The sequence below is a fragment of the Rhizobium favelukesii genome (genome assembly GCF_000577275.2).
Taxonomy (GTDB): domain Bacteria; phylum Pseudomonadota; class Alphaproteobacteria; order Rhizobiales; family Rhizobiaceae; genus Rhizobium; species Rhizobium favelukesii.
On the sequence record NZ_HG916852.1, the window covers coordinates 3921939 to 3947579 of the forward strand.

Below are 25641 nucleotides of genomic sequence, written 5' to 3' on the forward strand. Positions count from 1 at the left end.
TCTCAGGCTTTCCGCCACCCGAGCAGGCCCGGTGTCGCGTGCCAGAGCGCCTGCGCTGCGAAACCCATGAACAAGACACCGGAGCAGCGGACGATCAGCCGCTCGTGCGAGCGATAGAACCGCCGCACCGTGCCGGCGCCAATGATCGTGATCAGGATCATATCGGCGACAATAAAGCCCAGAAACGAAACCGCAAGCAGGACCGGCAACGTGTGAAACTGCAACGCGCTCGCCGAGCCGGCAACGAGAGCCGTGAACGTTGCGAGCGCCACGGGATACCCTTTCGGGTTGGTGACGCCGAAGATCAGGCCACGGCGGAACGGCCGTTCGACGACCAACAAAGCCTGTCCGTCTCCTTTCGGCTTTGCCCTCACAGCATTCCAGCCGATCCAGGCAAGGTAGAAGCCACAGAGAAGACCGAGCGCGTCGAAGACAAAGGTCCCGATCGTCTTTGCGCCGATGATTGCAATCAGCGCCAGTGACGCCCACAGCAGATCACCGACCAGATGGCCACCGACGAACAGCGCGCCGGCGCGACGTCCCTGCCCCGCACCGATGCCAAGCAACGCGAGGAACGCCGGACCGGGAATCAGCACATAAAGAAGGGCAGCCAGAAAGGCGCCCGCAAGCAACGATTGGGTCATCGAAAGAACTCCGGAAGGAACCATCGCAGCTTATGCGCCAATCGAGGCCCGTCAAGCGATGATGGCGACCCATAAGATTTTTGAATTGCCGGATCACGCAGCTTCCGACAGAAGGAAGGGGTCGCCCTTTGGGCGGCTTCGCACATGCCACCAAGAGCGAGTACCCCTATGCCCCCATTCCGGATGAGCCAACGGCGAACCAGCATGCTCGGCGCGCTTCTCGCAACAATCGGCCCGATCTCGATGTCGATCTATACCCCTGCGATGCCCGAGCTCGTGCAGGCATTCCGGACGTCCGACTCGGCAATCAAGATGGCGCTCTCCGTCTATTTCGCCGGTTTCTCGGTTGCGCAATTGCTTGCGGGCCCGCTCTCGGACGCCTTCGGCCGGCGCGCGGCGACGCTCCTCTTCATCGGTATCTATGTCGCCGGTAGCCTGCTTGCCGCCTTTGCGCCTGGCATCGAATGGTTGCTCGCCGGCCGTCTCATCCAGGGCATCGGCGCCTCCGTCGGGATCACGGTCGCCCGCGCCATCGTGCGCGACCAGTTCACCGGAACCGAGGCCTCCCGTATCATGAACCTGATTGGGATCATGATCGCCATTGGGCCGGCCGCGGCACCGACAATCGGCGGTTTGGCGCTTGCCGCCTTCGGCTGGCAGTCCGTCTTCTTCCTTCTCATCGGTTTCGGTCTGCTGATCTGCCTTTCGGTGGTCGTCTTCATGCGCGAAACCAGCGTGCCCGATCGCCGCCGTGCCCTGCCCGGACCGCTTCTGGCCGCGTATACCGAGCTTGCACGTGAAAGCCGTTTCGTCTCCGCCTCGCTCGTGCTCGGCGGCTCGATCGGGCCCTCTATGCGCAGGCCACGCTGCTCCCGTTCATCCTCATCAAGGTCGTCGGCCTCTCGCCGACAGCCTTCGGCCTCGGAATGCTGCTGCAGTCCGGTTCCTACTTCCTGGGCTCCATCTGCCTGCGTTATGCGGCGCCGCGCTTGGGCGGTGACGGTTCCGTGCGCGTCGGGCTCGGGTTGCTCGGGTCCGCGGGCATCATGATTGCGCTCTCTGTCCACTTCGTGACGCCCACCTATCTCTCGATTATGGGGCCGATCGCGTTCCTGGCCTTCGGACTTGCCTTCCTGACGCCGCACATGACAACCTCGGGCCTCTACCCCTTCCCGCATATTGCCGGCTCGGCGTCCGCAATGATGGGCTTCATCCAGATGGGTGGCGGCTTTGCAGGCGGCGTCGCGGGTTCGTTGATCGGCATGCCGCTTCTGGCGTTCGGAACCGTGATCCCGACCATGGCACTGATCTCCATTGCGAGCTACGTCTGGTTCGTCCGCGCCTCACGGCGCGCCGCAAAGGTTTCCCACGCCACGATTGGCGCATGAAAAGGCCCGCCGAAGCGGTAATGCAGTTCACTTAGTGAGCTGCGGGCAAGTTTGATGGTTCAGGATGGGGATTCGTTTTCCCATCCTGTTTTTGTTTGTGATGTCACGCACCCTTGGACATTCGGCCGAATTATCGGCTCTTTCGCAGGCGATCGACCCGGACTGGATCGCTCAGGCTCTCGCCACGACAGGCAAGGCGAGCATCCGCAAGCGCAAGCTGCCAGCCGAGCAGGTCGTCTGGCTGGTGATTGCGTTGGCCCTTTATCGTCATCAGTCGATCCCGGAGGTGGTGGCTCATCTTGATCTGGTTTTGCCCGATGAGGTCAACGCGGATATTGCCAAGAGCGCGTTGACACAGGCACGGCAGCGCTTGGGTCAGGCACCGTTGGCGCAGTTGTTTGCAATGAGTGCATCATGCTGGGATGAACGCCACCAATCCGGGCGTGCCTGGCGGGGTCTTTGTCGTTATGCCGTGGACGGCAGCACGCTGCGGACGTCCGACAGCCCGGAGAACCGGGCGCATTTTGGAGCGCAGGCCTACGCGTCTGGCGTTGTCGCAAGCTATCCGCAATTGCGGCTGCTGACGCTGACGGCGCTGGCGACGCATCTGGTGCGTGATGCGGTGTTCGGAGCCTATGGCACAAACGAGATGCTCTATGCCAAAAGCCTGCTCGACCGGGTTCCGGACCATTCGCTGACGGTCTTCGACAAGGGCTTCTTCAGTGCCAGCCTTCTCTTGCAATTGCAGACGAAGGGACATGAGCGTCACTGGCTGATTCCGGCCAAAGCCAACAGCACATGGGAACGACTGGATCCGCACCCCACCGATTATCGGGTGCGCATGAAGGTCTCGCCCCAGGCGCGGCAGGCAGAACCGGACTTGCCGGCCTTCTGGGAGGTCAGGGCCATCGAGACGACCACCAGCCATGGCAAAAAGCGCATATTGTTGACATCGCTGATGGACAGACAAACTTATCCGGCAAGCGAAATCGTCCATCAGTATGAAGAGCGATGGCGCATCGAGACAAGTTATCGCGAACTCAAGCAGGAGCTTCTCGGTAGCGAACTGACCCTGCGAAGCGGCACGCCGGAGACTGTCTATCAGGAGGTCTGGGGCGCGTTGCTGGCCTACAATCTGGTGCGGCTCGAAATGGCAGAGGTCGCGACCGAAGCCCAAGTCGAGCCAACCCGACTAAGCTTTATCACAGCCCTGCATTACCTGCGTCACGAATGGGGATGGATGGCGATCGAAGCACCCGGCAAAATCCCCGCCCACCTCACCAGATTGAGAAACAGATTGGCAGACTTGCTGCTGACAGAAAAACGGGGGCGATCATGCCCCCGTGTCGTCAAAAAACTGCCTGCCAGATACCCGATAAGAGCCGTAAGCAAACCTAAGTGAACTGCATTACTGCGTAAGCGGGGCCTTTGACTCTATCGAGCTGTTCTCGCTTACTTCGTGATATTGCGCTTTGCGAGCGTGCGCAGACGCAGTGCGTTGAGCTTGATGAAGCCGGCGGCATCCTTCTGGTCGTAGGCGCCCTGGTCGTCTTCGAAGGTGACGAGCTTGTCGGAGTAGAGCGACTTCGGGCTCTCGCGGCCGATGACCATGACATTGCCCTTGTAGAGCTTCAGCGTCACTTCGCCCTCGACATGCTCCTGGCTCTTGTCGATCAACGCCTGCAGCATCTCGCGCTCCGGCGAGAACCAGAAGCCGTAATAGATCAGCTCGGCGTAACGCGGCATCAGCTCATCCTTGAGGTGCGCGGCACCGCGGTCGAGCGTGATGGATTCGATTGCGCGATGCGCGGCAAGCAGGATCGTGCCGCCGGGCGTTTCGTAAACGCCGCGCGACTTCATGCCGACGAAGCGATTTTCCACGAGGTCGAGGCGTCCGATGCCGTTGTCGCGGCCGTAATTGTTAAGGGTTGCAAGCAGCGTCGCCGGGCTCATGCGAACGCCGTTGATCGAAATAGCATCGCCCTTCTCGAAACCCACCTTGACGATCGTTGCCTTATCTGGAGCGGCTTCCGGCGAAATCGTGCGCATATGCACGTATTCAGGAGCTTCCTGCGCCGGATCTTCCAGAACCTTGCCTTCGGACGAGGAGTGCAGCAGGTTGGCGTCGACGGAGAACGGCGCCTCTCCCTTCTTGTCCTTGGCGACCGGGATCTGATGCTGCTCAGCGAATGCCAGGAGATCGGTACGGCTCTTGAAGGCCCAGTCGCGCCACGGCGCGATGATCTTGATATCCGGGTTCAGCGCATAGGCGGAGAGCTCGAAACGAACCTGGTCGTTGCCCTTGCCGGTTGCGCCATGCGCGATCGCATCGGCACCGGTCTTGCGGGCAATGTCGATCAGGTGCTTGGAGATCAGCGGACGCGCAATCGACGTACCGAGCAGATAGACGCCCTCATAGACGGCATTGGCACGGAACATCGGGAAGACGAAGTCTTTCACGAACTCTTCGCGCACGTCCTCGATGTAGATTTCCTTGATGCCGAGCATCTCGGCCTTCTTGCGCGCCGGCTCCAGCTCTTCGCCCTGGCCGAGATCGGCCGTGAAGGTCACGACTTCGGCGCCGAGCTCCGTCTGCAGCCACTTCAGGATGATCGAGGTATCGAGGCCGCCGGAATAGGCGAGCACGACTTTCTTCACGTCTTTCTTAGATGCCATGATGATGAGGTCCGTTGCAAAAGGGCGGCGGCAAACCCGCCAAGCCCGTATGGCTGGGCACTTTTAGCGAGATTGACGCACGACGCAAGGGCAACGGCGACCATAGACGGCGCGGATAATGTTTGACAGGCCGAAAGCGCAACCCATATCTGCCAGCGTCCTGACAATGCTGAGGAGAGGCTGGCCGTGACAAGAATCCAAGACATCATCAAGAAATCCAATGTTGCCGTCATCACCGGCGGAGCCTCCGGAATCGGGCTTGCCGCGGCAAAGCACTTTGCCCGAGCCGGCATGAGCGTCGCCATTGCCGATCTCGGCGGCGAACGGCTGGCAGAGGCCGCCAAGCAGCTGAAATCGATCTCTGGAGAGGAGCACGTGCTGGCCGTTGAAACCGACGTTGCGCAGAAGGACTCCCTGGACGCTCTGGAACGGACCGTGATCCAGCGCTTCGGCCGCGTGCATATTCTTATGAACAATGCTGGCATCGGCCCCGAGACGTCGATGTTCAGCGCCCAGGCCGATTGGGACAGCATCCTCGGCGTCAACCTGCTTGGCGTCGTCAACGGAACGCGCACCTTCGGCCAGCACATGCTCTCGCACGGCGAACCGGGCCTTATCATCAACACCGGTTCGAAGCAGGGCATCACCACCCCGCCCGGCAATCCGGCCTACAATGTTTCGAAGGCCGGCGTGAAGGTGTTCACCGAAGCGCTGGAGCACGAATTGCGAAACACAGAGGGCTCGACGATCTCTGCCCACCTGTTAATCCCCGGCTTCGTCTTCACCGGCCTGACAAAGGGCGATCGTGCCGAAAAGCCGGCCGCTGCCTGGACGCCGGAACAGACCGTCGACTTCATGATCGAAAGCCTGGAACGCGGCGAGTTCTACATCCTCTGCCCCGACAACGACGTGGCCCGCTCGGTGGACGAACGCCGCATGGCCTGGGCGATTGGCGACATCATCGAGAACCGTCCGCCGCTCTCGCGCTGGCACAAGGACTATGCCGACAAGTTCAAGGCCTACCTCGAACGCAAGGAATAGGTCGCATTAGAACGTTTGATTAGACATTTTCTGAAAGCCGGATATGACGCTAAGCTTTCATCCGGCTTTCGGAGTGTACCATGGACTTCCTGCCCAGCTTTCCGACGCTTCTCGCCTTTGCCGCTGCGACCCTTCTGCTTGCGGCGACACCCGGCCCCGATATGACCCTGTCCATCAGCCGGGCGCTGGCGCAGGGCAAGAAGGCGGCGTTGTTCGTCGTTCTCGGCACGAGCCTTGGCATCGTCGTTCACACCATGCTGGTCGCCTTCGGCGTTTCGGCCTTGATCACCGCATCGCCCACGGCCTTCCTGATCCTGAAGACAGGCGGTGCAGCCTATCTGCTCTGGCTTGCCGTCCAGGCAATCCGGTACGGCTCGAAGTTCTCGGTCAACAAGGTTGAAGCGTCAAAGGGCACGCCGCTTGCCAACATCTCCTCGGGCTTCTGGGTCAACCTGTTGAACCCGAAGGTTATCATCTTCTTCATGACGTTCTTGCCGCAGTTCGTCAGCGCCGGCGACCCGACAGTGACGCAGAAGCTGCTGTTTCTCGGGTTCTGCTTCATCGTCATCGGCATGCCGGTCAATGCTGCCGTCGTCTTCGCGGCCGACTGGCTTGCCGGCTGGCTGCAGAACAACAAGAAGGTTCTGCGCGGCATGGATTTTACCTTCGCCGGCGTGTTCTCGGTTTTCGCGGCAAAGATCCTGCTGACGCAGGCGCGCTAAGCGCCCCGCGGCTCAACCGATCAGCAGCGCGTCGTCATCCAAGGTCTGGCCGCGCATTTTGCGGAACATGGCGATCAGGTCTTCGACCTGCAGCGTCTTGCGGCTGTCACCGCTGACGTCGAGAACGATCTCCCCACCATGCAGCATGATCGTGCGGTGCCCATAATCGAGCGCCTGGCGCATGGAGTGTGTGACCATCAACGTCGTTAGCTTGCGTTCCGAGACGATCTTCTGCGTGAGGCCCATGACGAATTCGGCCATGCCAGGATCAAGCGCCGCCGTATGCTCGTCGAGCAGCAGCACTTCGGAGCCGGCAAGCGTCGCCATGACTAGCGACACCGCCTGCCGCTGACCGCCGGAAAGCAGGTCCATGCGGTCCTTCATCCGGTTTTCGAGGCCGAGGTTGAGCTCGGCAATGCGATCACGGAAATGCTCGCGGCGCTGCGGTCCGAGCGCCGAGACAAGGCCGCGCCGCTCACCGCGACGGGCTGCCAGCGCAAGGTTCTCCTCAATCGAAAGCGAGCCGCAGCTCCCCGTTAGCGGATCCTGGAAGACACGGGCGACGAGGCCGGCGCGGGCCGCCGTGGACTTGCGCGTGACATCGGCGTGGCCAATCAGAACCTGGCCTTCGCTGGCAAGCACATCGCCGGCCAGAACGCCAAGCAGCGTCGACTTGCCGGCTCCGTTCGAACCGATGACAGTGACGAACGAACCTTCTTCGATAGTAAGGCTAACGCCGTTCAGTGCCTGCTTCTGCAGCGGCGTCCCCTTGCCGAAGATGACCTTGATATCCTTGAGGGTTATCACGATGCGGCACCTCCGCGGCGAAGGCGGGGAAGAATGAGCGCAACGGTAACCAGGACGGCCGTCACGAAATTGAGGTCGGATGCCTGCAGCCCGATGACATCGGTCGAGAGCGCCAGCTGGATAGCGATACGGTAGAGGATGGAGCCGAGGACGCAGCCGATCAGCGCGATCAGCAGACCCCGCCGGCCGAGCAGCGTTTCGCCGATGATGACCGCCGCAAGACCGACGACGATCGTTCCGACACCCGAGGTGACGTCGGCAAAGCCGTTCGTCTGCGCAAACAGCGCACCCCCGAGGGCGACCAGCGCATTCGAGATCGCCATGCCGAGATAGATCTGGCGGCTGGTATCGACGCCCCGCGCGCGGGCCATGCGGGCATTCGCACCAGTCGCGCGCATCGCCAGACCCGAGTCGCTCTCGAGGAAGCGCCAGACGAGGACGACGGCGACAACGACGAGGACGCCGACGAACAGCGGACGAACGTAGAAATCACGCAGCCCATGACCGAAGAACGGGCTGATCATCGTATCCGCATTGATCAGCGCGACGTTCGGCTTGCCCATGACGCGCAGATTGACCGAGAAGAGCGCGATCATCGTCAGGATCGAGGCCAGCAGATTGAGGATCTTGAATCGTACATTGAGCATCGCCGTGACGAGACCAGCCGCAGCACCAGCGACCATGGCAACGAGAGCAGCAAGCCAGGCGTTGACGCCGGCGACAATCAGCACCGCTGTCACGGCAGCACCCAACGGGAAGGAGCCGTCGACGGTCAGATCCGGAAAATCCAGCACCCGAAATGCGAGGTATACGCCGAGCGCTACGAAGGCATAGACCAACCCCAGCTCCACGGCTCCCCAGAATGCGATCTGACTCACGGCTCCTGCCCTTTCTTCTGACCTGTCCCGCCTCTTAGCGGACCCGAGCTTCTAATGCCATCAGCCGCCCCCGCATAAAACGGGAGCGGCTGGATGGTTGGTTATGAAATCTACTTCGATCAGTCGATGGTCTTCGTCGCGCGCTTCAAAACGCTTTCCGGCAGTGTGACGCCCATCTTTGCTGCCGCACCCTTGTTGATGACGAGATCGCTGCCGGCAGCAACCTTCACCGGAATGTCCCCTGGGTTTTCGCCCTTGAGGATGCGAACGACGATCTCTCCGGTCTGCTTGCCGACGTCGTAGTAATTGAAGCCGAGCGCAGCAATCGCACCGCGCGAGACGGAGTCCGTGTCTGCCGTGAAGAGCGGCAGCTTGCTTTCTTCGGCAACGGCAACGGCACCTTCGAGCGCAGAGATGATGGTGTTGTCAGTTGGGATATAGATGGCATCGGCACGGCCGACGAGCGCGCGCGCAGCGCCCTGCACTTCGGCGGACTTGGTGGCGGCCGACTCAACGACCGTCAGGCCGGCCTTCTCGGCCTCAATCTTCAGGACGGCAAGCAACGATACGGAATTGGCTTCGCCGGAGTTGTAGAGGTAGCCGATCGTCTTGGCGTTCGGCAGGATTTCCTTGATGAGTGCAACATGCTCCGCAACCGGCGACATGTCGGACAGACCGGTGACGTTACCGCCGGGCTGGTCCATGTTCTTCACGAGCTGCGCGCCGAGCGGATCGGAAACGGCGGTGAAGACAACCGGAATGTCGCGCGTTGCGGAAACGACGGCCTGCGCGGAAGGGGTGGAAATCGGCACGATGACATTGGGGCCTTCGCCGGCGAACTGGCGGGCGATCTGCGCTGCCGTTGCCGGATTACCTTGGGCGGACTCGAACATGAACTTCAGGTTCTCGCCGTCCTTGTAGCCTGCGGCCGTCAGCACATCGAGGACACCCTTGCGTGCGGCGTCGAGAGCCGGATGCTCGACGATAGCCGTGACCGCGACGGTCACATCTTCCGCCTTGGCAGGCAGGGTGAGAGCCAGCGTGGCCGCGACAGCAAGCAGAATTGAACGCATCGGGTATCCTCCAGACATGATTTTGGCCTGCTTCTAGGAAAAGCAGGCCATGAAATCAATCATCCGGAGGTGTTTGAAGGATCAAACTTGCTGATCAATCATCCGCGCCGTGGTTGGCGATCATCATAGCCTCGAAAGCCAGCCGTTCGGTCTTGCGCATGCGCTCCGATTCCGACTTCAGCTGGCCGCAGGCTGCGAGAATGTCGCGGCCGCGCGGCGTGCGGATCGGCGAGGCATAGCCGGCCGAGTTGATGAAATCGGCAAACTTCTCGATCTGCGCCCAATCGGAACACTGATAGTTGGTGCCCGGCCATGGGTTGAACGGAATGAGGTTGATCTTGGCCGGCACGCCCTTCAGCAGCTGGACGAGACCCTTGGCATCCTCGAGGCTGTCGTTGACGTCCTTCAGCATCACATATTCGAAGGTGATGCGGCGGGCGTTCGACAAGCCCGGGTACTTCCGACAGGCGTCGATCAGTTCCTTCAGCGGGTACTTCTTGTTGATCGGTACGAGGATGTCGCGCAGGTCGTCGCGCACGGCATGCAGCGAGATTGCCAGCATCACGCCGATTTCATCGCCGGTGCGGAAGATTTCAGGCACGACGCCCGACGTCGACAGCGTCACGCGACGCTTCGACAGCGACAGGCCGTCGCCATCGGTGGCGATCAGCAACGCCTGCTTCACGGCATCGAAATTGTAGAGCGGCTCGCCCATGCCCATCATCACGATGTTGCTGACCTTGCGGCCTTCGGCTGGCATGATGGTGCCCTGCGGCGCTTCACGGTCCGGGAAATCGCCCAGGCGATCGCGGGCCAGTAGAAGCTGCGAGAGAATTTCTTCCGCCGTCAGGTTGCGCACCAGACGTTGCGTTCCGGTATGACAGAAGGAACAGGTCAGCGTGCAGCCCACCTGGCTTGAGATGCAAAGCGTTCCACGGCCCTCTTCCGGGATATAGACAGCCTCGATCTCGACCGGACGTCCGGCACCGCGCGGCGGGAAGCGCAGCAGCCACTTGCGGGTGCCGTCGTTTGACACCTGCTCCTCGACGATCTCGGGGCGCGCGATGGTGAAATGCTGCTTCAGCATCTCGCGCATGTCCTTGGCGACATTCGTCATGTGATCGAAATCGGAGACGCCGCGCACGTAGATCCAGTTCCAGAGCTGGGCCACGCGCATCTTGATCTGTTTTTCGGCCACGCCCCTTTCGCGCAGCGCAGCGCCCATTTCTTCTCGGCTCAGGCCGATCAGCGAAGGCTTCAGCGCGGCATCGGCACTGCGCATCGGGGCGCCGGCAGGCTTGGTAACGGTCATCGCATCCATGACGGACATAATCTCTAATCCCGAATTCAACATGCGATCCTCCCAGTAAGCCGGATGACTTGGGGCACGGAGGGCATGATGGCAGAGTTGAATGCGGAGTACGGCGGCAAAGCCGCGATCTATCCGCTGTTGTGCGGGCCTTTAGCATCATTTTTGCCGCGCGTCACTAGAGATGGAAAACGACGAAGGCCGGCGCAAGGCCGGCCTTCGAATTCAATGAACAGTCACGAAGCGCTTATTTGCAGCCTTCAACCTGTTTCAGCGCGGCCGAAATGCCGGAGAGCGAATAGCTGTAGGAGGTCGACGTGCCTTTGCGAGACGTAGCGTTGACGGTCATCGCGTGACCGTTCTTCATGGCCGCGACGAGTGCCGGCTCCTGAGCTGCGTTCTCAACCCAACCGGCCTTGTCCTTGGTGAACATCACAAAGGTCTTGTTGTCGATAACGACATCGATCTTCGAGTTCTCCTTGACCGTGTAGCCCATCATTGCCTGCGGCTCGTAGGAAATGTTCTGGCCGGGACGCTGCGACACGATGAAGAAATTGTCACCGTGATCGATGCCCGCCGGCTTCTTTTCCGTCGGCACAGACAGCACGTAGCAGACGGTGCTCGCGCCGGACTTGTACGAATAGGCGCCCCAGGCCTGGAACTGCTGGATACGTGTCGGCGCCGTCGAAGCCGGCGTTGCCTGCTGCTGCGCTGCCGGCGCTGCAGGCTGCGACTTCTTGGACTGAGCGGATGCAATGCCGGCGCCGGTGAGAACAAGGGAAAGGGCGATTGCGGTACTTCTTACAAACATGGATATCCTGCCGGTTCTTGCGATTCGAGCCCGAAGCGAACGGGCGGCGCATAATCACGATCTGCTTTATTTTGACTTAATTCAGGTTACCAAAGCGTCAACAGGGACTGCGAGAAGTCCCTGCCTGTGTCATTTTCGCCCAAGTGTCAACGTCGGGCGCTGGCGCCTCGCCGGTGATGGCGTGATGCCGCGTGCGCACGCAGACCATCGTCATGAATGATTTAAGACATAAAGATTCAGGCAAGAGTTTGACCTTTTCAGAAACCGTTGTACGTCAGTAAGCGTTGGAAATCCGTTGGAGAATTCGCTGAGCCAGGGGACTTTGCACGGAACATGAATGCCGAGGAGAAACAGCGCTTCGCCGCCCTCGCCAGGGCCGTTGCGGAACGCCGCGACCAGGAGGCATTCGCCGTGTTATTCGACTACTTCGCACCGCGCCTCAAATCTTGGTTACTACGGCAAAGGATGGCAAGCAGCGAGGCAGAAGAACTGGTTCAGGACGTGATGATCGTGCTTTGGCACAAGGCCGGACTCTACGATGCAACCCGATCGTCTCTGTCGACCTGGCTTTTTCGCATTGCCCGCAACCGGCGGATCGATCTTCAGCGTCGGGCCAGAGCGCGTGTCTTGGATCGGGCAGACCCGGCATTGCAGCCGGTCGCTGAAAGCGGCGCCGACGAGATCCTCGCAAACGACGATCGCGACGCCCACGTGCGCGCCGCTGTCAGCCAACTCCCGCAAGAACAACGGGAAATGCTCCGCGCCGCCTTCTTTCTCGGCCAATCCCATTCGCAGATCGCGGAGGCGACGGGCTTGCCGCTTGGGACCGTAAAGTCCCGCATCCGGCTTGCCTTCGGAAAACTCAGGAAGGTTCTTGAGGCCGAGAGCGCCTGACGTACCGACGCGGCTAGATCGTCTTCATGCCTTCAGGCTTGTCGGCGAGCGCCCGGTCTGCTGCTTCATAATGCCTCGGCTGCAGGTGCCTGCTGACCATCGCGAAGGCGGCGGAGAGGACTGCTACGTCGTCCGAAAAACCGATCACGGCAAAAACATCAGGGATCATGTCGATCGGCATGACGAAATAGGCAAGCGCCGCCAGAAGCACGCCGCGCACCCTCGTCGGCGTCTGCGGATCCATCGCGCAGTAGAATGCGGCAACGACATCGCGCGCGAATGGAATCTGCCGCACGGCCTTCTTGAAGGTCGGCCAGAATTTCTTGCGTACAGTCTGCTCGCGCCGGCTCTGCGTATCATCGTCACCCGGCAGAAGGATCTCACCGAATTTGACGTCGTCCATCCCGATTGGTCCTTTCGTACACGCGCACATATGGTGATGGCTGCACCGGATTCAATCAAGCCGGCATGCTGCCGCCTTCTCCATCGCCGTCGCTAGCCGGAAGTCAAGCTCGGTCAGGCCGCCAGCATCGTGGGTGTTGAGCTTCACCTCGACGCGCGAATAGACATTGAGCCACTCGGGATGATGATTGAGCCTTTCGGCCGCGAGCGCCGCTTCGGTCATGAAGCCGAAAGCCTCGACGAAATTGCGAAACTTGAAGCTTCGCGATATCGACGTGCCGGTGTCATCGAGCGACCAGCCATCCAGCTTGGCGAGCTCGGCAGTGATAGCTTGCCGTTCCAGTTTTTCCCGTTTCATGCGATTGTCCCTCCTCTTTCCATCATGGACCACAGATGAAACGCATAAGCATCCTGTTTGTTTGCATGGGCAACATCTGCCGTTCTCCCCTTGCCGAGGGCATCTTCTCGCATCTTGTCGACGCGGCCGGCTTTGCTGATCGTTTCGAGATCGATTCTGCCGGCACCGGTGGCTGGCACCAAGGCGAGCATCCGGATCAGCGTTCGATCGCGACGGCCAGAGGTCACGGGATAGACATCTCCCGGCAAAGCGCCCGTCGGATAACGACGGAGGATTTCAGCGACTTCGGTCTGATACTCGCGATGGATCGCACAAATATCGCCGAACTGCATCGGATCCGCCCGGAAGCCACAAACATCCACCTATTCGGCGATTTCGCATTGGCGAGCGGCGAGGATATACCCGCCCCTATTACGGCGGCAGGGACGAGTTCGAACATGTCTACGCCAGGCTCTTCACCGGCTGCAGGAAGCTGCTCGAGACGCTGGGAACGGATAATGCCTCGTGGAGCGGGAAGATCTCTTCCGTCAAATAGGGACCGCCGCCGACCGATTCCCTTGACGACAGCAGGACGAAGCGGGGAACAGTGAAGGCCGAGGTCTGGAAGTTTCCGCGACCGGCCAGATAACGCACCACATCGTCGACCCGCGACGATTTCAGCCGCGCGAGCGTGACATGCGGCGTGAACTTACGGGGATCCGGCGGCAATCCGATACGCTGGCAGATCCGCTCGATTTCTGCCTGTAGCGCATACATCTCGGGCGAAGGCGAGACGCCGGCCCAGACCGAATGCGGCTTCTTGGACCCGAATGCGCCGATACCATCGAGACGGATCTGGAATTCGGGCCGGTCGATGCGGTCGAGCCGATCGACAATTTCGTCTGCCGTTCGTCCATCGACATCGCCGATAAACCGCAAAGTGATGTGGTAATTTTCCACATCGATCCATCTTGCACGAGGGAGACCACCGCGCAGCAATGAGAGGCTCATCGCGGCATTGCGCGGAATTTCGAGGGCGGTAAACAGTCTCGGCATAACGAGCACTCCCCGAATCTTTTGCAGGTGCTCACACGGAATCACGCATTGGGCACCTGTGCAAGCCCTTAATTCTTCACAGTAGAAATCGTTGCCAAGAATTGCGTGATAGCCGGCTCCATCTTTTCGACCATCACATCAACCCCCTTGCTGTTGGGGTGCATCCCATCCTCAAGCTGCAGACCGGCATGAAGGACTACGCCTTCGAGAAAGAAGGGATAGAGCGCAACGCCATGTTTTTGCGCGAGTTTCTGGTAGATCGGGTTGAAGCGCGCCGCATAGTCCCCGCCCATGTTCGGCGGCGCCAGCATACCCACGAGAAGGACGGCAATCCCACGTTCCTTTAGCCGGACAATCATCTGATCGAGGTTTTTTTCACTTTCTTCGGGAGGGATGCCGCGCAGCGCATCATTAGCACCTAGTTCGAGAATCACGCCATTAGTGCCGTCAGGAATCGACCAGTCGATCCGCGCAAGACCGCCGGTCGTCGTGTCGCCGGACACTCCCGCATTGGCGATTGATATGTCGACCCCTTTGGCTTTCAGTGCTGCTTGCAGTTTTTCTGGAAAGCCATCTCCGGGAGGGAGTTGGTAGCCCGCCATCAGGCTGTCTCCAAAGCCGACCAGGCTGATTGTCCTTGCGCTAGCCGCGACCGCAAAGAGCAGCGAAGCAACAATGACGGCGATGTGAAGGCCGGCAACTTTAAATCTCATTCCGCTTTCCCTAGATTGGCAAGACGATCGGCATCTATATAGGGCGAATACTGTTGGCAAAAACCATCATCGAGTTGAAGCGCGCCGATTTGACGCTTGGCAGCGCCGCCGCCTCTGTCCATGTGCTGAAGGGCATCGACCTGACGATTGCCGCCGGCGAGTCGGTCGGCATCGTAGGGCCGTCGGGCTCTGGCAAATCGACATTGCTGATGGTGCTTGCAGGGCTTGAGAAACTCGATAGTGGCGAGATCAATGTCAGCGGCACACCATTGCATGCCCTGAGTGAAGACCATGTGGCCGACTTCCGTGGCCGCAACATCGGCATCGTCTTCCAATCTTTCCACCTGATTGCCAACATGACGGCGCTGGAAAACGTTGCTGTGCCGCTGGAGCTTGCCAACCTTCCCAACCCCTTCGAAATCGCACGCCGCGAATTGAAATCCGTCGGTCTTGGCGATCGATTGAACCACTATCCCGGCCAGCTTTCCGGCGGCGAACAGCAACGCGTGGCAATTGCCCGCGCCCTCGCACCCTCGCCGGCATTGCTGATTGCCGACGAACCGACCGGCAACCTCGACACCGACACCGGCCGCCAGATTGCAGATCTCCTGTTTTCGAAGCAGGCTGAGCGCGGCATGACGCTGCTGCTTGTCACCCATGACACCGCCCTTGCCAAACGCTGCTCCCGGCAGATTCGGGTTCGTTCCGGCCAAATTGAGGGCGATAGTGCGCCAGCGCAGCCCGAGGCGGCGATTGCATGACATTGCTGACCCCGCGCGCCTCCCTTGCCTTTCGTCTCGCGCTCCGCGAGCTTCGCGGCGGGCTCGGCGGCTTCTACATCTTTCTGGCCTGCATCGCCCTCGGCACCGGTGCCATTGCGGCGGTCAATTCGGTTTCGCAGTCGATCACCGACACGATCGCCACGCAGGGTCAGGAGATCCTTGCCGGCGACGTGCGCTTCGAGCTCAACAACCGCGAGGCGACGGAAGCCGAAATGGGCTTCCTGCGCGGCTTCGGAAAGGTGTCGGCGTCGACCGGCCTGCGCTCGATGGCGCGCAAGCCCGACGGCTCGGATCAGGCCCTGGTCGAAGTCAAGGCGGTCGACGGCGCTTACCCACTCTTCGGTACCTTCGAAGCCGAACCGAACTATCCGTTGCACGCGCTTCTATCCGGGCAGAGCGGCACCTATGGCGCAGTGGCCGCGCCGCTTCTGCTCGAGCGGCTCGGCCTCTCCATTGGCGACGAGATCCTGCTCGGCAATGTCATCTTGAACATCACCGGCACGATCAAGACTGAACCCGACGCGGTCTCGGAAGGTTTCGGCTTCGCACCCCGCCTCCTCGTGAGCAGGGACGGGCTCAAGGCATCCGGCCTCATCCAGACCGGCAGCTTGGTCGAACACGTTTACAAGATCCGCATGGACGACCCAGCCGAGAGATCCACGATCCGCGATCGGGCTACGAAGGACTTTCCGTCCGCCGGCTGGTCAATCCGCACGAGCGATCGGGCAGCGCCTTCGCTAACCGAAAACATTGAGCGCTTCTCGCAATTTCTAACGCTGGTCGGACTGACGGCCCTGATCGTCGGTGGTGTCGGCGTCGCAAACGCTGTGCGTGCTTTCCTGGATTCCAAGCGCACCACGATTGCAACGTTCAAGTGCCTTGGCGCGCCGGCAGCGACTGTGGTCCTGATCTACCTGTTCCAGATCGCGATCATTGCCTTGGGCGGCATGGTCATCGGCCTCGTCATCGGAGCGCTGGCGCCAATCGTGGCGTCGCAATTTCTGGCGCAATTCCTGCCTGTTTCGACCGATCTGACGTTCTACCCCGGGGCCCTGTCCCTCGCCGTCCTTTTCGGCATTATGACAACGCTGGCCTTTGCCATCATGCCGCTCGGACATTCCCGCGAGGTTCCGGCGACAGCTCTCTTCCGTGAACAAGGTTTCGAGGCGCGGGGTCTGCCGTCGTGGCCCTACATCCTTCTTGCCGCGGTATTTCTCCTTGCCCTTGCCGGTCTCGCCATCGCAACCGCTCACGATCGCTTCATCGCGATCGTCTTTGTCGGGGCGATCGCCTTCTCCTTCGTGATCTTGCGGCTTGTCGCTGCCGGTATCGCTTGGCTCGCGCGTCGCAGCCCACGGGTGAATTCACCCGCCCTGCGGCTCGCAATCGGCAACATCCATAGGCCCGGCGCGCTGACGCCCTCCGTCGTCCTGTCTCTCGGTCTTGGCCTTGCACTGCTCGTCACCCTCACCCTGATCGACGGCAACATGCGGCAGCAATTGACCGGGCGCATGGCCGCCGGCGCGCCGAACTTCTTCTTCGTCAACATTCAGGGTTCGGAACTCGAGAAATTCCGTAGCGTCATCAAAGCCAGTTCCCCGGATGGCCACTTGGTCGAGGTGCCGATGCTGCGCGGCCGCATCCTCGCCTTCAACGGCGAGGATGTGACGAAGCGGAAAGTCCCGCCGGGCGGCCAGTGGGTACTGCGCGGCGACCGCGGCATCACGTATGCGCAAACACTGCCGGAAAATGCATCGTTGACCGAGGGTTCATGGTGGCCGAAGGATTATAGAGGTGAGCCGCTTGTCTCCTTTTCTGCCGAGGAAGCGAAGGAACTCGGTCTGAAGATCGGCGACACCGTCACCGTTAACGTGCTTGGGCGTAACATCACAGCCAAGATTGCCAATCTGCGCAAGGTCGAGTGGGAAACGCTTTCCATCAACTTCGTGATGGTGTTCTCGCCGAATACGTTCCGCGGCGCCCCGCACGCCTGGCTGGCGACGCTCACCGACCCGGCCGCGACCACTACCCAGGAGGCCGCGATTCTCAAATCCGTGACAAATACCTATCCGACGATCACCAGCGTGCGGGTCAAGGATGCGATCGATATCGTCAACACACTGGTGGCGCAGCTTGCGACGGCGATCCGCGCCGCCGCCTCCGTTGCACTTATCGCCTCGGTGCTCGTTCTTGCGGGCGCTCTGGCTGCCGGCAACCGCGCCCGTACCCATGATGCGGTCGTCCTCAAGACACTGGGCGCGACGCGACGAATGCTGATCCGCGCCTTCTGCTACGAATACCTCATTCTCGGGGCAGCAACCGCAGTCTTCGCCCTCTTTGCCGGCGGCGTCGCGGCCTGGTTCATCACCGCCCGGATCATGCGCATCCCCTCCCACTTCCTGCCCGACGTCGCCGGCCTGACACTCATAACGGCGCTGGTGCTCACCGTCGGCATTGGGCTCATCGGTACCTGGCGCATCCTCGGCCAGAAAGCGGCACCCGTTTTGCGCGAGCTTTGATTGACCAAACGGAGAAATTCCCTTCACCTTACGGCGATTTAACCCGATCGCGGGTTGCAAGGGCCTTGTTTGCGAAAGGCGAAAGGCTCATATTGTGTGCAGGCATGCTGGGCTCCGCAGCGGCGCCCGGGTTGCGCACCCGCCACCGTGTCCACACCGGAGCTTATAAGAGGAAACTATGGCTGACCTTCGTAATTACCAAGGCCGCGTACAAACTGGCGAGATGATCGACCAGGGCCTACGCAGCTATATGCTCAGGGTCTACAACCTGATGGCGCTGGGCCTGGCGATCACCGGTGTGGCCGCCTATCTCGGCTTCAATTTCGCCGTCCAGGACAATCAACTGACGCAGTTTGGCGTGGTGCTCTTCCAGTCGCCGCTCCGTTGGGTGGTCATCCTTGCCCCGCTGGCCGCCGTGTTCTTCCTGAGCTTCAGGATTAACCGCATGAGCGTTGCCGCCGCGCAGACGACCTTCTGGGTCTATGCCGCGCTGGTGGGTCTGTCGCTTTCGTCGATCTTCCTGGTCTACACGCAATCGAGCATCACGCAGACGTTCTTCGTGACGGCGGCCTCCTTTGGCGCGCTCTCGCTGTATGGCTACACGACCAAGCGTGATCTCTCCGCGATGGGCTCGTTCCTGATCATGGGCCTCTTCGGTCTGATCATCGCGTCGGTCGTGAACATCTTCCTGGCGTCGTCTGCCCTGCAGTTCGCGGTCTCTGTGATCGGCGTGCTGATCTTCGCAGGCCTGACCGCCTACGATACGCAGCGCATCAAGGAGCTGTATTACGAAGCCGACGGCGCAGAGGTTGCCGGCCGCAAGGCGATCATGGGTGCACTGACCTTGTATCTCGACTTCATCAACCTCTTCATGTTCCTCCTGCAGTTCATGGGTGACCGCAAGTAAGGAACAGGGATGTTGTCGAAAAAGGCGGCTTCGGCCGCCTTTTTTGTTGCCTGGTCCTACGGAGAGTGATTTCTGGAATGGTCCATTGTTCATATCCTCCCGGCCGACCGAATGCCCATCTTCCTCCGCGACGCTACCTCATTCGACCTCCCCACCATCACGGCCATCTATCGCGAATCCGTCCTGAATGGTGTCGCAAGCTACGAGATCATCCCGCCGGAGCAGAGCGAGATGGCGGCACGATTTTCCGCAATCACGGGCCAGGACTATCCCTACATCGCCGCCATCGATGAGGATGGCAGCCTGCTCGGTTACGCCTATGCCTCAGCCTTCCGGACGCGGCCGGCCTATCGCTGGATGGTCGAAGATTCGATCTACCTGGGGCCTGAAGCACGCGGCAGGGGCGTTGGAAGGCTGCTGCTCGCCGAACTGATCCGACGCTGCACGGATCTCGGCTTTCGCCAGATGGTGGCCGTGATCGGCGGCGCACATCCGGCATCGATTGCCCTGCATCGCGCATTGGGCTTTGAGGAAACCGGCCGCCTGAGAGCAACAGGTTACAAGCATGGCCGCTGGCTCGATACGATGATCATGCAGCGAGCCCTTGGTGAAGGCGCAGCCACGGACCCCGATGCCTCGACTTATCCCGGTACCCTTTTCAAAGCTTGAGCCGAGCTACTTCTCGACCAGCTTCAAGGCCTTATTGAAGACCTTCAAAACCTGCTGCAGCTCGTGGCCGCGCTTCAGGATGACGCCGTGAGTGTTGAAAACGGAATAGGCACCCTGCTTGGTGGCAAGCTTCGGATTCTTCTCGATGCGAAAAAGCGGCATTTCGCCCGATCGCTTGAAAACCGAGAAGATGGCGCAGTCTCTCAGATGATCGATCGCGTAATCTCGCCACTCACCCTCGCCGACCATGCGGCCGTAAATCCACAGGATCGCGTCGAGCTCGCGACGGTGAAAGGTGACCGGCGGTGGGTCCTTGCTCTGCTTGTACTCCTTGAGATCTACGACGACTGAGGAACTGTTCTCGGCGGACCGGCTTTCGCCGCGCCGCAAATCCGGCTGATCTGTCATCAGTCTCCCTGTGCCTCCGCTCGTGACAGGAGAATGACAGTTTGCCTTAGCGTTTATAAATTGCAAGCAGGTGATCAGTCACATTAATCATAGTCTGTGCAATCTCCCGAGCGCCGCAATTCAGTCAAAACAGCGCCTCATTTGCAAGGGAAATTCCCTCACGACTGCGCCGCGGGGCCATTCGGACCCGTCGTCGCACCCGAATTGCGCATGATCTTTTGCCAGATTTGGTCTGCTGAAACGGTTGTGTGTGAGTTTGGCGCCAGCGCGCCAAAGGGCCCGGCTGACCGTATCGACCTTAACCCCAGCCCCGAATACGATCAGCCGGGCCACCCCGTTTTCCATCCGCAGAAGCAGATGAAACGGTCAGATGTTCTTCCCGGCCATGACAACCGTCGCTCCGAGGATCGCAGATGGATTGCCATCGGCGGTGGAGGATTGAAGTAGAATCGCGCAGCCCTCAAGGTCCGGCTTCTGCATCACGCTGGCCGGCAGCGTCAAGCTCGTTTCCTTGCCCTCCCACATGCCGACGGTCTCAACATCGGCAACGCTGTTGAGGTATGCAATCTTCTGTCCGCTGTTTTCGCCCTTCTCGACGTCGATGGTCTTCTCGCGATTGAAGTAGACCATGACGACATTGGCCTTGCCCTGTCCTGCGCCGATCTTGATCTCGAGTTGGTCGTCGCGCATCTGCGCAGTCACCGGCACTGACAACCCCATGCCTTCGGCTGCATAGCCATCGATCTTCTTATTGATCGCGCCGAGATCGGCTCCCGCTACGTGGTCGCGGCCGTTGACGATGACCTGCGGCGTATAGACGTTGGCGCGTCCCATCGTCTGCGCGTAGCCATACTGCCGCTCCGTATTCTCCTTGGAACTCAGCGTATCGGCCCATCCCATATAGTTCCAGTAATCGACGTGATAGGCGAGAGCGATAACGCCGCCGGCCTCGACGAGCTTGCGGAAAGCCGCATCGGCTGGAGGACAAGAAGAACATCCCTGCGAGGTGAAGAGTTCAACCACACCTTTCGGCGCGTCCTGGGCAAAAAGTGGGCCGGCAAGCGCCACACCTGCAACCATGGAAATCAGAAACCGCGGGGACATTCACTGCACCTTTTTATTCAGTACCTACCGCCACCTTCGCCGCAGGTTCCGATGTATGAACGTAGAGATAGTGGTTCTCGCTCCAAACGGAAAGTCACGAACGGGTGAGACCAAGCTTCGTGGAAGCCAAGCTGAAACACATCGTCGTGACCGGGCATCCAATATCTCGCGCTCAAACAAAAACCGCCGGAAATCTCTTTCCGGCGGTCATTGTCACGGAAGCCCGTTAACAATCAGGCAGCGAGATCGCGCAGAACCGTCTGCAAGATGCCGCCGTTGTTAAGGTAGATCACTTCATCGAGCGTATCGACACGCGACAGCAGTGGAACGTCCTTCACGGTGCCGTCGCCATAGGTGATCTTGGCGATCTTCTTTTCGCGCGGCTTGATGTTTTCAAGGCCTTCGATAGTGACGATTTCGTCGCCCTTCAGACCGAGGCTTGCCCAGGTCGTGCCTTCTTCGAACACAAACGGGATGACGCCCATGCCGACCAGGTTCGAGCGGTGGATACGCTCGAAGGACTGCGCGATCACAGCCTTGACGCCAAGCAGGTTGGTGCCCTTCGCCGCCCAGTCGCGGGACGAGCCGTTGCCGTATTCGACACCTGCGAAGATGACGAGCGGAACGCCCTCGGCCTTGTACTGCATGGCCGCGTCGTAGATCGATTCTTCTTCCTTGGAGGGATAGTGGATCGTGTAGCCGCCTTCCTTGCCGTTCGGGCCGAGCATGTGGTTGCGGATGCGAATGTTGGCAAATGTGCCGCGCATCATCACTTCATGGTTGCCGCGGCGCGTACCGTACTGGTTGAAGTCCGCGACGCCGACATTGTGCTCGAGCAGGTAGGCACCGGCCGGAGACGCCGCCTTGATCGAACCGGCCGGGGAAATGTGGTCGGTGGTGATCTTGTCGCCGAACAGGCCGAGAACGCGGGCGCCCTTGATGTCGGAGATACCGGAGCCGGACTTGCCCATGCCCACGAAGTAAGGCGGGTTCTGAACGTAGGTCGAATCGTCGTCCCAGGCATAGGTCTGGCCAGGAGGAACCTGAACGGCCTGCCAGTTCTCGTCGCCCTTGAAGACGTCAGCATACTTCGTCTCATAGAGCTCGCGCGTAACGTACTTCAGGATGAATTCCTGAACTTCGTGCGAAGTCGGCCAGATATCCTTGAGGAACACCGGATTGCCGTTCTGGTCTTCGCCGATCGGCTCTTTGGTCAGGTCCTTCTGGACCGAACCGGCAAGCGCATAGGCAACGACCAGCGGCGGGGACGCCAGGTAGTTCGCCTGAACATCAGGAGAGATACGGCCTTCGAAGTTACGGTTGCCCGACAAAACGCCCGAAACGATGAGCCCCTTGTCGTTGATTGTCTTCGAGATCGGCGCCGGCAGCGGACCGGAGTTGCCGATGCAGGTCGTGCAGCCGAAGCCGACGAGGTTAAAGCCGAGCTTGTCGAGGTCAGCCTGCAGGCCGGACGTCGCAAGGTATTCGCCGACCACCTGCGATCCTGGAGCGAGCGAGGTCTTGACCCACGGCTTGGACTTCAGGCCCTTGGCAACGGCGTTACGGGCGAGAAGGCCGGCAGCGATCAGAACCGACGGGTTGGAGGTGTTGGTGCACGACGTGATGGCGGCAATCGCAACGTCGCCATGGCCGAGATCGAAGTCGGTGCCTTCGACCGCGTAGCGGTTGGAGAGCTGGCCCGGCTTCTTGTAGTCGGCGTCCATCGAACCAGCGAAGCCGGCCGCGATGTTTTCGAGCGGGATGCGGCCTTCGGGACGCTTCGGGCCGGCCATCGCAGGCACGACGTCGGCGAGGTCGAGTTCGAGCGTGTCGGTAAAGACGAGGTCCGAACCGTCGCCGTCGCGCCACATCCCCTGAGCCTTCGAATAGGCTTCGACGAGCGCGATGCGGTCCTTGGTGCGGCCCGACATGTTGAGGTAGTTGATGGTTTCGCCGTCGACCGGGAAGAAGCCACAGGTCGCGCCGTATTCCGGACCCATGTTGCCGATCGTCGCGCGGTCTGCCAGCGGCATGTTGTCCATGCCCGGGCCGAAGAATTCGACGAACTTGGAAACGACGCCCTTCTTGCGCAGCATCTGCACGACCATCAGCACCAGGTCAGTCGCCGTGACGCCTTCCTTGAGCTTGCCGGTGAGCTTGAAGCCGATGACTTCAGGCAGGAGCATCGAGACCGGCTGGCCGAGCATGGCCGCTTCGGCTTCGATACCGCCAACACCCCAGCCGAGAACGCCAAGGCCGTTGATCATCGTCGTATGGCTGTCGGTGCCGACGCAGGTGTCGGGATAAGCGATCGTCTCGCCGTCCTCTTCCTTCGTCCAGACGGTCTGGCCGAGGTATTCGAGATTCACCTGATGACAGATGCCGGTGCCGGGAGGAACGACGCGGAAGTTCTTGAATGCCTGCTGGCCCCACTTCAGGAAGCGGTAGCGCTCGCCGTTACGCTGGTATTCCAGCTCGACGTTTTTGGCAAAAGCCTGCGGCGTGCCGAATTCGTCGACGATAACAGAGTGGTCGATGACGAGGTCGACCGGAACCAGCGGATTGATCTTCTCCGGGTCGCCACCGAGGGACACCATCGCGTCACGCATCGCGGCCAGATCGACGACGGCGGGAACGCCGGTGAAGTCCTGCATCAGCACGCGCGCCGGGCGATAGGCGATTTCGTTTTCGACAGCACCCTTGTTATCAAGCCATTCGGCAACCGCCAGAATGTGTTCCTTGGTCACCGACTGACCGTCTTCGAAGCGCAGCAGGTTCTCGAGCAGAACCTTCATCGAGTAAGGAAGCTTCGAAACACCCGGCAGGCCATTCGCCTCAGCCTTGGGCAGGCTGAAATAGACGTAGTCCTTACCGTTCACGGTGAGCGTGGAACGACAATTGAAGCTGTCAAGAGATTTAGACACGAGAGACCCCGTTTCTGATAGCGAACACAATCGTGCGGACGCCTATGCACGGAATGCACATCAGGATGCGGGTACGGCCATTTCCGCTGTCCGCACGTGGAGCAAAGCCCATGTTCGGCGCAAGGATGAAATTCACGCCGACCGCTGGCGTGGTTGCGGGTCTTATAGATAATTTCTAAGAAAGGTGCCAGAGAGAGCGTGGCCCATTTCGGATTTTTTTGCATTGCGATGACTGAAAAATTAAACGACGGAAAAGTCATGTATCTCGAGGCCGCCAATCTGGCCGCGCGCCGGGGAGAAGAGCTCATTTTCGAGGGCGTATCCTTTCGCCTGGAATCGGGCGAAGCGCTGGTTTTGACAGGCAAAAATGGATCGGGAAAGTCAACTTTGTTGCGCGTCGTCGCCGGTTTGCTGCATCGGGAAAGAGGCTCGGTTGGCTTCACCGATTCGCATGGCAACACTCACCGGCGCGTCGGCGAAATCAGCCACTATCTCGGCCACCGCAATGCGATGAAAAGCGAGTTGACGGTCGCCGAAAACCTCGACTTCTGGCGTTGCTTTCTGGGAGATACGCACGGAGGTTCGACCGTTTCCATCGATGAGGCAGCCGAGGCGGTCGGGCTCGCGGGAATAACGCAGCTTCCCTTCGGCTACCTTTCGGCTGGCCAGCAACGTCGCTTTGCCTTCGCCAAGCTGCTTGTCGCCTACCGGCCGGTCTGGATTCTCGATGAGCCTACCGCTGCGTTGGACACAAGCGGCGACCGCCTTTTTGCAGAGCTTATCGAGGCGCATCGGCGCAGGGGCGGGATCGTGCTTGCCGCAACCCACCAGCCGTTGGGCCTTGAGGGTGCGCAGGAGCTGCGGATGGCGGGATTTTCTCACACTGGTCCGGGAGTGTGGGCATGACGGCCCTTCTGCTGCGTGACCTCAAACTTTCCATTCGCGCCGGCGGCGGCGCGCTGATCGGCGTTCTCTTCTTCCTGACCGTTGTCGCGGTCATCCCCTTCGGCGTCGGGCCTGACCTCGCACTTCTGTCTCGCATCGGCCCGGCGATCGTGTGGATCGGTGCGCTGCTTGCCGCGCTTCTCGGCCTCGACCGCCTGTTTCAGGCCGAACGCGACGATGGCTCGCTCGATCTCATGCTGATGCACGAACATCCGCTTGTTCTGACGGTGCTGGTGAAGTGCCTGGCACACTGGATCGCCACCAGCCTGCCGCTGGTCATCGCCTCGCCGCTGCTTGGCCTCTTCATGAATATGAGTGAGACGGCGATCGGCGCGACGATGCTGACGCTCCTCGTCGGCTCGCCCGCGATTACCTTCATCGGCGCCGTCGGCGCAGCCGCTGCTGTCGCCTTGCCGCGTGGCGGACTGCTGGTCTCGATCCTGGTGCTGCCGCTGACCATTCCGGTGCTTATTTTCGGCGTCAGCGCCACTTATGCGGCGGTCGAAGGCCCATCGCCCTTTCTGCCGCCTTTCCTCATTCTGATCGCACTCACTCTGTTCTTCGCCGTCATCGGCCCGGCCGCGGCCGCACTGGCACTACGCAACACGTCGGATTGATGGGGCGCTCGATTG

Annotated in this window: 24 protein-coding genes and 2 pseudogenes; 12 read left to right on the plus strand and 14 right to left on the minus strand. The window is 60.4% G+C overall.

Annotation, left to right across the window (positions count from 1 at the left end; translation table 11 throughout):
- Nucleotides 1–2: 2 nt before the first annotated feature.
- On the minus strand, nucleotides 3–644 hold the full coding sequence (locus LPU83_RS57895; protein ID WP_024316792.1) for a LysE family translocator: 642 nt from the start codon (nucleotides 642–644) through the stop codon (nucleotides 3–5).
- Between the two features lie 204 nt (nucleotides 645–848).
- Between LPU83_RS57895 and LPU83_RS57900 the strand changes: the two are divergent.
- A pseudogene (locus LPU83_RS57900) lies at nucleotides 849–2032 on the plus strand (multidrug effflux MFS transporter).
- A gap of 64 nt (nucleotides 2033–2096) precedes the next feature.
- Nucleotides 2097–3434, plus strand: coding sequence for an IS4 family transposase (locus tag LPU83_RS57905; RefSeq protein ID WP_197901934.1), 1338 nt, complete (start codon nucleotides 2097–2099; stop codon nucleotides 3432–3434).
- 50 nt (nucleotides 3435–3484) lie between these two features.
- Here the strand turns inward: LPU83_RS57905 and LPU83_RS57910 are convergent, their stop codons facing one another.
- Nucleotides 3485–4708, minus strand: a complete 1224-nt coding sequence (locus tag LPU83_RS57910) for an argininosuccinate synthase (protein ID WP_024315286.1) — start codon at nucleotides 4706–4708, stop codon at nucleotides 3485–3487.
- A 186-nt stretch (nucleotides 4709–4894) separates the two neighbouring features.
- Here LPU83_RS57910 and LPU83_RS57915 point away from each other — a divergent pair, with 186 nt between their 5' ends.
- Together LPU83_RS57915 and LPU83_RS57920 are read left to right on the plus strand one after the other, a co-directional pair.
- Entirely contained in the window at nucleotides 4895–5749 is an 855-nt protein-coding gene (locus LPU83_RS57915; RefSeq protein WP_024315287.1) for an SDR family NAD(P)-dependent oxidoreductase, read from the plus strand.
- A gap of 80 nt (nucleotides 5750–5829) precedes the next feature.
- Nucleotides 5830–6471 (plus strand): LysE family translocator, encoded by a 642-nt coding sequence (locus LPU83_RS57920; protein ID WP_024315288.1) that lies wholly within the window; start codon nucleotides 5830–5832, stop codon nucleotides 6469–6471.
- 12 nt (nucleotides 6472–6483) lie between these two features.
- Here LPU83_RS57920 and LPU83_RS57925 read toward each other — a convergent pair whose 3' ends face one another.
- The 5 genes from LPU83_RS57925 to LPU83_RS57945 form a co-directional block, all read right to left on the minus strand.
- Nucleotides 6484–7278 (minus strand): ABC transporter ATP-binding protein, encoded by a 795-nt coding sequence (locus LPU83_RS57925; RefSeq protein WP_024315289.1) that lies wholly within the window; start codon nucleotides 7276–7278, stop codon nucleotides 6484–6486.
- A complete protein-coding gene (locus LPU83_RS57930; protein WP_024315290.1) occupies nucleotides 7275–8156 on the minus strand; it encodes an ABC transporter permease in 882 nt (293 codons plus the stop codon). Before LPU83_RS57930 ends, LPU83_RS57925 begins: the two co-directional genes overlap by 4 nt.
- 119 nt (nucleotides 8157–8275) lie before the next feature.
- Entirely contained in the window at nucleotides 8276–9229 is a 954-nt protein-coding gene (locus tag LPU83_RS57935) for an ABC transporter substrate-binding protein (RefSeq protein ID WP_024315291.1), read from the minus strand.
- 94 nt (nucleotides 9230–9323) lie between these two features.
- Nucleotides 9324–10559: a dual-specificity RNA methyltransferase RlmN gene (gene rlmN, locus LPU83_RS57940; RefSeq protein WP_024315292.1), complete on the minus strand. Its 1236-nt coding sequence runs from the start codon at nucleotides 10557–10559 to the stop codon at nucleotides 9324–9326.
- 226 nt (nucleotides 10560–10785) lie between these two features.
- The gene (locus tag LPU83_RS57945) at nucleotides 10786–11349 is read right to left on the minus strand and encodes an invasion associated locus B family protein (RefSeq protein WP_024315293.1); all 564 of its coding nucleotides are present in this window, start codon (nucleotides 11347–11349) and stop codon (nucleotides 10786–10788) included.
- A gap of 333 nt (nucleotides 11350–11682) precedes the next feature.
- On the opposite strand from LPU83_RS57945, the gene LPU83_RS57950 reads away from it, so the two are divergent.
- Nucleotides 11683–12243, plus strand: a complete 561-nt coding sequence (locus LPU83_RS57950) for a sigma-70 family RNA polymerase sigma factor (protein ID WP_024315294.1) — start codon at nucleotides 11683–11685, stop codon at nucleotides 12241–12243.
- 13 nt (nucleotides 12244–12256) lie between these two features.
- On the opposite strand, the gene LPU83_RS57955 is transcribed toward LPU83_RS57950, so the two are convergent.
- The gene (locus LPU83_RS57955; protein WP_007794295.1) at nucleotides 12257–12646 is read right to left on the minus strand and encodes a YkvA family protein; all 390 of its coding nucleotides are present in this window, start codon (nucleotides 12644–12646) and stop codon (nucleotides 12257–12259) included.
- A gap of 51 nt (nucleotides 12647–12697) precedes the next feature.
- The gene (locus LPU83_RS57960; protein ID WP_024315295.1) at nucleotides 12698–13003 is read right to left on the minus strand and encodes a 4a-hydroxytetrahydrobiopterin dehydratase; all 306 of its coding nucleotides are present in this window, start codon (nucleotides 13001–13003) and stop codon (nucleotides 12698–12700) included.
- Between the two features lie 35 nt (nucleotides 13004–13038).
- On the opposite strand from LPU83_RS57960, the pseudogene LPU83_RS57965 reads away from it, so the two are divergent.
- A pseudogene (locus LPU83_RS57965) lies at nucleotides 13039–13538 on the plus strand (low molecular weight protein-tyrosine-phosphatase).
- Here the strand turns inward: LPU83_RS57965 and thpR are convergent.
- Together thpR and LPU83_RS57975 are read right to left on the minus strand one after the other, a co-directional pair.
- Entirely contained in the window at nucleotides 13445–14038 is a 594-nt protein-coding gene (thpR, locus tag LPU83_RS57970) for an RNA 2',3'-cyclic phosphodiesterase (protein WP_024315297.1), read from the minus strand. The pseudogene LPU83_RS57965 and the gene thpR overlap by 94 nt on opposite strands.
- Nucleotides 14039–14106: 68 nt before the next feature.
- Nucleotides 14107–14751 carry an arylesterase gene (locus LPU83_RS57975; protein WP_024315298.1) on the minus strand — a complete coding sequence of 215 codons (645 nt, stop codon included), beginning with the start codon at nucleotides 14749–14751 and terminating at the stop codon, nucleotides 14107–14109.
- Nucleotides 14752–14804: 53 nt separating this feature from the next.
- Between LPU83_RS57975 and LPU83_RS57980 the strand changes: the two genes are divergently transcribed.
- From LPU83_RS57980 to LPU83_RS57995, 4 genes are all read left to right on the plus strand, one after another.
- Nucleotides 14805–15512, plus strand: a complete 708-nt coding sequence (locus LPU83_RS57980; RefSeq protein ID WP_024315299.1) for an ABC transporter ATP-binding protein — start codon at nucleotides 14805–14807, stop codon at nucleotides 15510–15512.
- Nucleotides 15509–18052, plus strand: a complete 2544-nt coding sequence (locus tag LPU83_RS57985; RefSeq protein WP_024315300.1) for an ABC transporter permease — start codon at nucleotides 15509–15511, stop codon at nucleotides 18050–18052. The genes LPU83_RS57980 and LPU83_RS57985 overlap by 4 nt, the downstream gene beginning before the upstream one ends.
- Nucleotides 18053–18230: 178 nt before the next feature.
- A complete protein-coding gene (locus LPU83_RS57990; protein ID WP_024315301.1) occupies nucleotides 18231–18959 on the plus strand; it encodes a Bax inhibitor-1/YccA family protein in 729 nt (242 codons plus the stop codon).
- 111 nt (nucleotides 18960–19070) lie between these two features.
- Complete coding sequence (locus LPU83_RS57995; RefSeq protein ID WP_024315302.1) at nucleotides 19071–19628, plus strand: GNAT family N-acetyltransferase; 558 nt, start codon at nucleotides 19071–19073, stop codon at nucleotides 19626–19628.
- A 6-nt stretch (nucleotides 19629–19634) separates the two neighbouring features.
- Here the strand turns inward: LPU83_RS57995 and LPU83_RS58000 are convergent, their stop codons facing one another.
- From LPU83_RS58000 to acnA, 3 genes are all read right to left on the minus strand, one after another.
- A complete protein-coding gene (locus tag LPU83_RS58000) occupies nucleotides 19635–20036 on the minus strand; it encodes a DUF2794 domain-containing protein (protein WP_024315303.1) in 402 nt (133 codons plus the stop codon).
- A 366-nt stretch (nucleotides 20037–20402) separates the two neighbouring features.
- Complete coding sequence (locus LPU83_RS58005; protein ID WP_024315305.1) at nucleotides 20403–21140, minus strand: DUF1223 domain-containing protein; 738 nt, start codon at nucleotides 21138–21140, stop codon at nucleotides 20403–20405.
- A 233-nt stretch (nucleotides 21141–21373) separates the two neighbouring features.
- On the minus strand, nucleotides 21374–24064 hold the full coding sequence (gene acnA, locus LPU83_RS58010) for an aconitate hydratase AcnA (protein WP_024315306.1): 2691 nt from the start codon (nucleotides 24062–24064) through the stop codon (nucleotides 21374–21376).
- Nucleotides 24065–24322: 258 nt separating this feature from the next.
- On the opposite strand from acnA, the gene ccmA reads away from it, so the two are divergent.
- Together ccmA and ccmB are read left to right on the plus strand one after the other, a co-directional pair.
- Nucleotides 24323–24970 carry a heme ABC exporter ATP-binding protein CcmA gene (gene ccmA / locus LPU83_RS58015; RefSeq protein WP_024315307.1) on the plus strand — a complete coding sequence of 216 codons (648 nt, stop codon included), beginning with the start codon at nucleotides 24323–24325 and terminating at the stop codon, nucleotides 24968–24970.
- On the plus strand, nucleotides 24967–25626 hold the full coding sequence (gene ccmB / locus LPU83_RS58020) for a heme exporter protein CcmB (RefSeq protein WP_024315308.1): 660 nt from the start codon (nucleotides 24967–24969) through the stop codon (nucleotides 25624–25626). Before ccmA ends, ccmB begins: the two co-directional genes overlap by 4 nt.
- Nucleotides 25627–25641: the final 15 nt, after the last annotated feature.

Bases quoted from the DNA above. Each gene is read 5' to 3' on its own strand.
- LPU83_RS57905 (WP_197901934.1), top strand. From the start codon at position 2,097: ATGGGGATTCGTTTTCCCATCCTGTTTTTGTTTGTGATGTCACGCACC.
- LPU83_RS57955 (WP_007794295.1), bottom strand. From the start codon at position 12,646: ATGGACGACGTCAAATTCGGTGAGATCCTTCTGCCGGGTGACGATGAT.
- LPU83_RS57910 (WP_024315286.1), bottom strand. From the start codon at position 4,708: ATGGCATCTAAGAAAGACGTGAAGAAAGTCGTGCTCGCCTATTCCGGC.
- LPU83_RS57935 (WP_024315291.1), bottom strand. From the start codon at position 9,229: ATGCGTTCAATTCTGCTTGCTGTCGCGGCCACGCTGGCTCTCACCCTG.
- LPU83_RS57950 (WP_024315294.1), top strand. From the start codon at position 11,683: ATGAATGCCGAGGAGAAACAGCGCTTCGCCGCCCTCGCCAGGGCCGTT.
- LPU83_RS58005 (WP_024315305.1), bottom strand. From the start codon at position 21,140: ATGTCCCCGCGGTTTCTGATTTCCATGGTTGCAGGTGTGGCGCTTGCC.
- ccmA (WP_024315307.1), top strand. From the start codon at position 24,323: ATGTATCTCGAGGCCGCCAATCTGGCCGCGCGCCGGGGAGAAGAGCTC.
- LPU83_RS57920 (WP_024315288.1), top strand. From the start codon at position 5,830: ATGGACTTCCTGCCCAGCTTTCCGACGCTTCTCGCCTTTGCCGCTGCG.
- ccmB (WP_024315308.1), top strand. From the start codon at position 24,967: ATGACGGCCCTTCTGCTGCGTGACCTCAAACTTTCCATTCGCGCCGGC.
- LPU83_RS57895 (WP_024316792.1), bottom strand. From the start codon at position 644: ATGACCCAATCGTTGCTTGCGGGCGCCTTTCTGGCTGCCCTTCTTTAT.
- LPU83_RS57975 (WP_024315298.1), bottom strand. From the start codon at position 14,751: ATGAGATTTAAAGTTGCCGGCCTTCACATCGCCGTCATTGTTGCTTCG.
- LPU83_RS57945 (WP_024315293.1), bottom strand. From the start codon at position 11,349: ATGTTTGTAAGAAGTACCGCAATCGCCCTTTCCCTTGTTCTCACCGGC.
- LPU83_RS57960 (WP_024315295.1), bottom strand. From the start codon at position 13,003: ATGAAACGGGAAAAACTGGAACGGCAAGCTATCACTGCCGAGCTCGCC.
- LPU83_RS57985 (WP_024315300.1), top strand. From the start codon at position 15,509: ATGACATTGCTGACCCCGCGCGCCTCCCTTGCCTTTCGTCTCGCGCTC.
- LPU83_RS58000 (WP_024315303.1), bottom strand. From the start codon at position 20,036: ATGACAGATCAGCCGGATTTGCGGCGCGGCGAAAGCCGGTCCGCCGAG.
- rlmN (WP_024315292.1), bottom strand. From the start codon at position 10,559: ATGTCCGTCATGGATGCGATGACCGTTACCAAGCCTGCCGGCGCCCCG.
- thpR (WP_024315297.1), bottom strand. From the start codon at position 14,038: ATGCCGAGACTGTTTACCGCCCTCGAAATTCCGCGCAATGCCGCGATG.
- LPU83_RS57995 (WP_024315302.1), top strand. From the start codon at position 19,071: ATGCCCATCTTCCTCCGCGACGCTACCTCATTCGACCTCCCCACCATC.
- LPU83_RS57990 (WP_024315301.1), top strand. From the start codon at position 18,231: ATGGCTGACCTTCGTAATTACCAAGGCCGCGTACAAACTGGCGAGATG.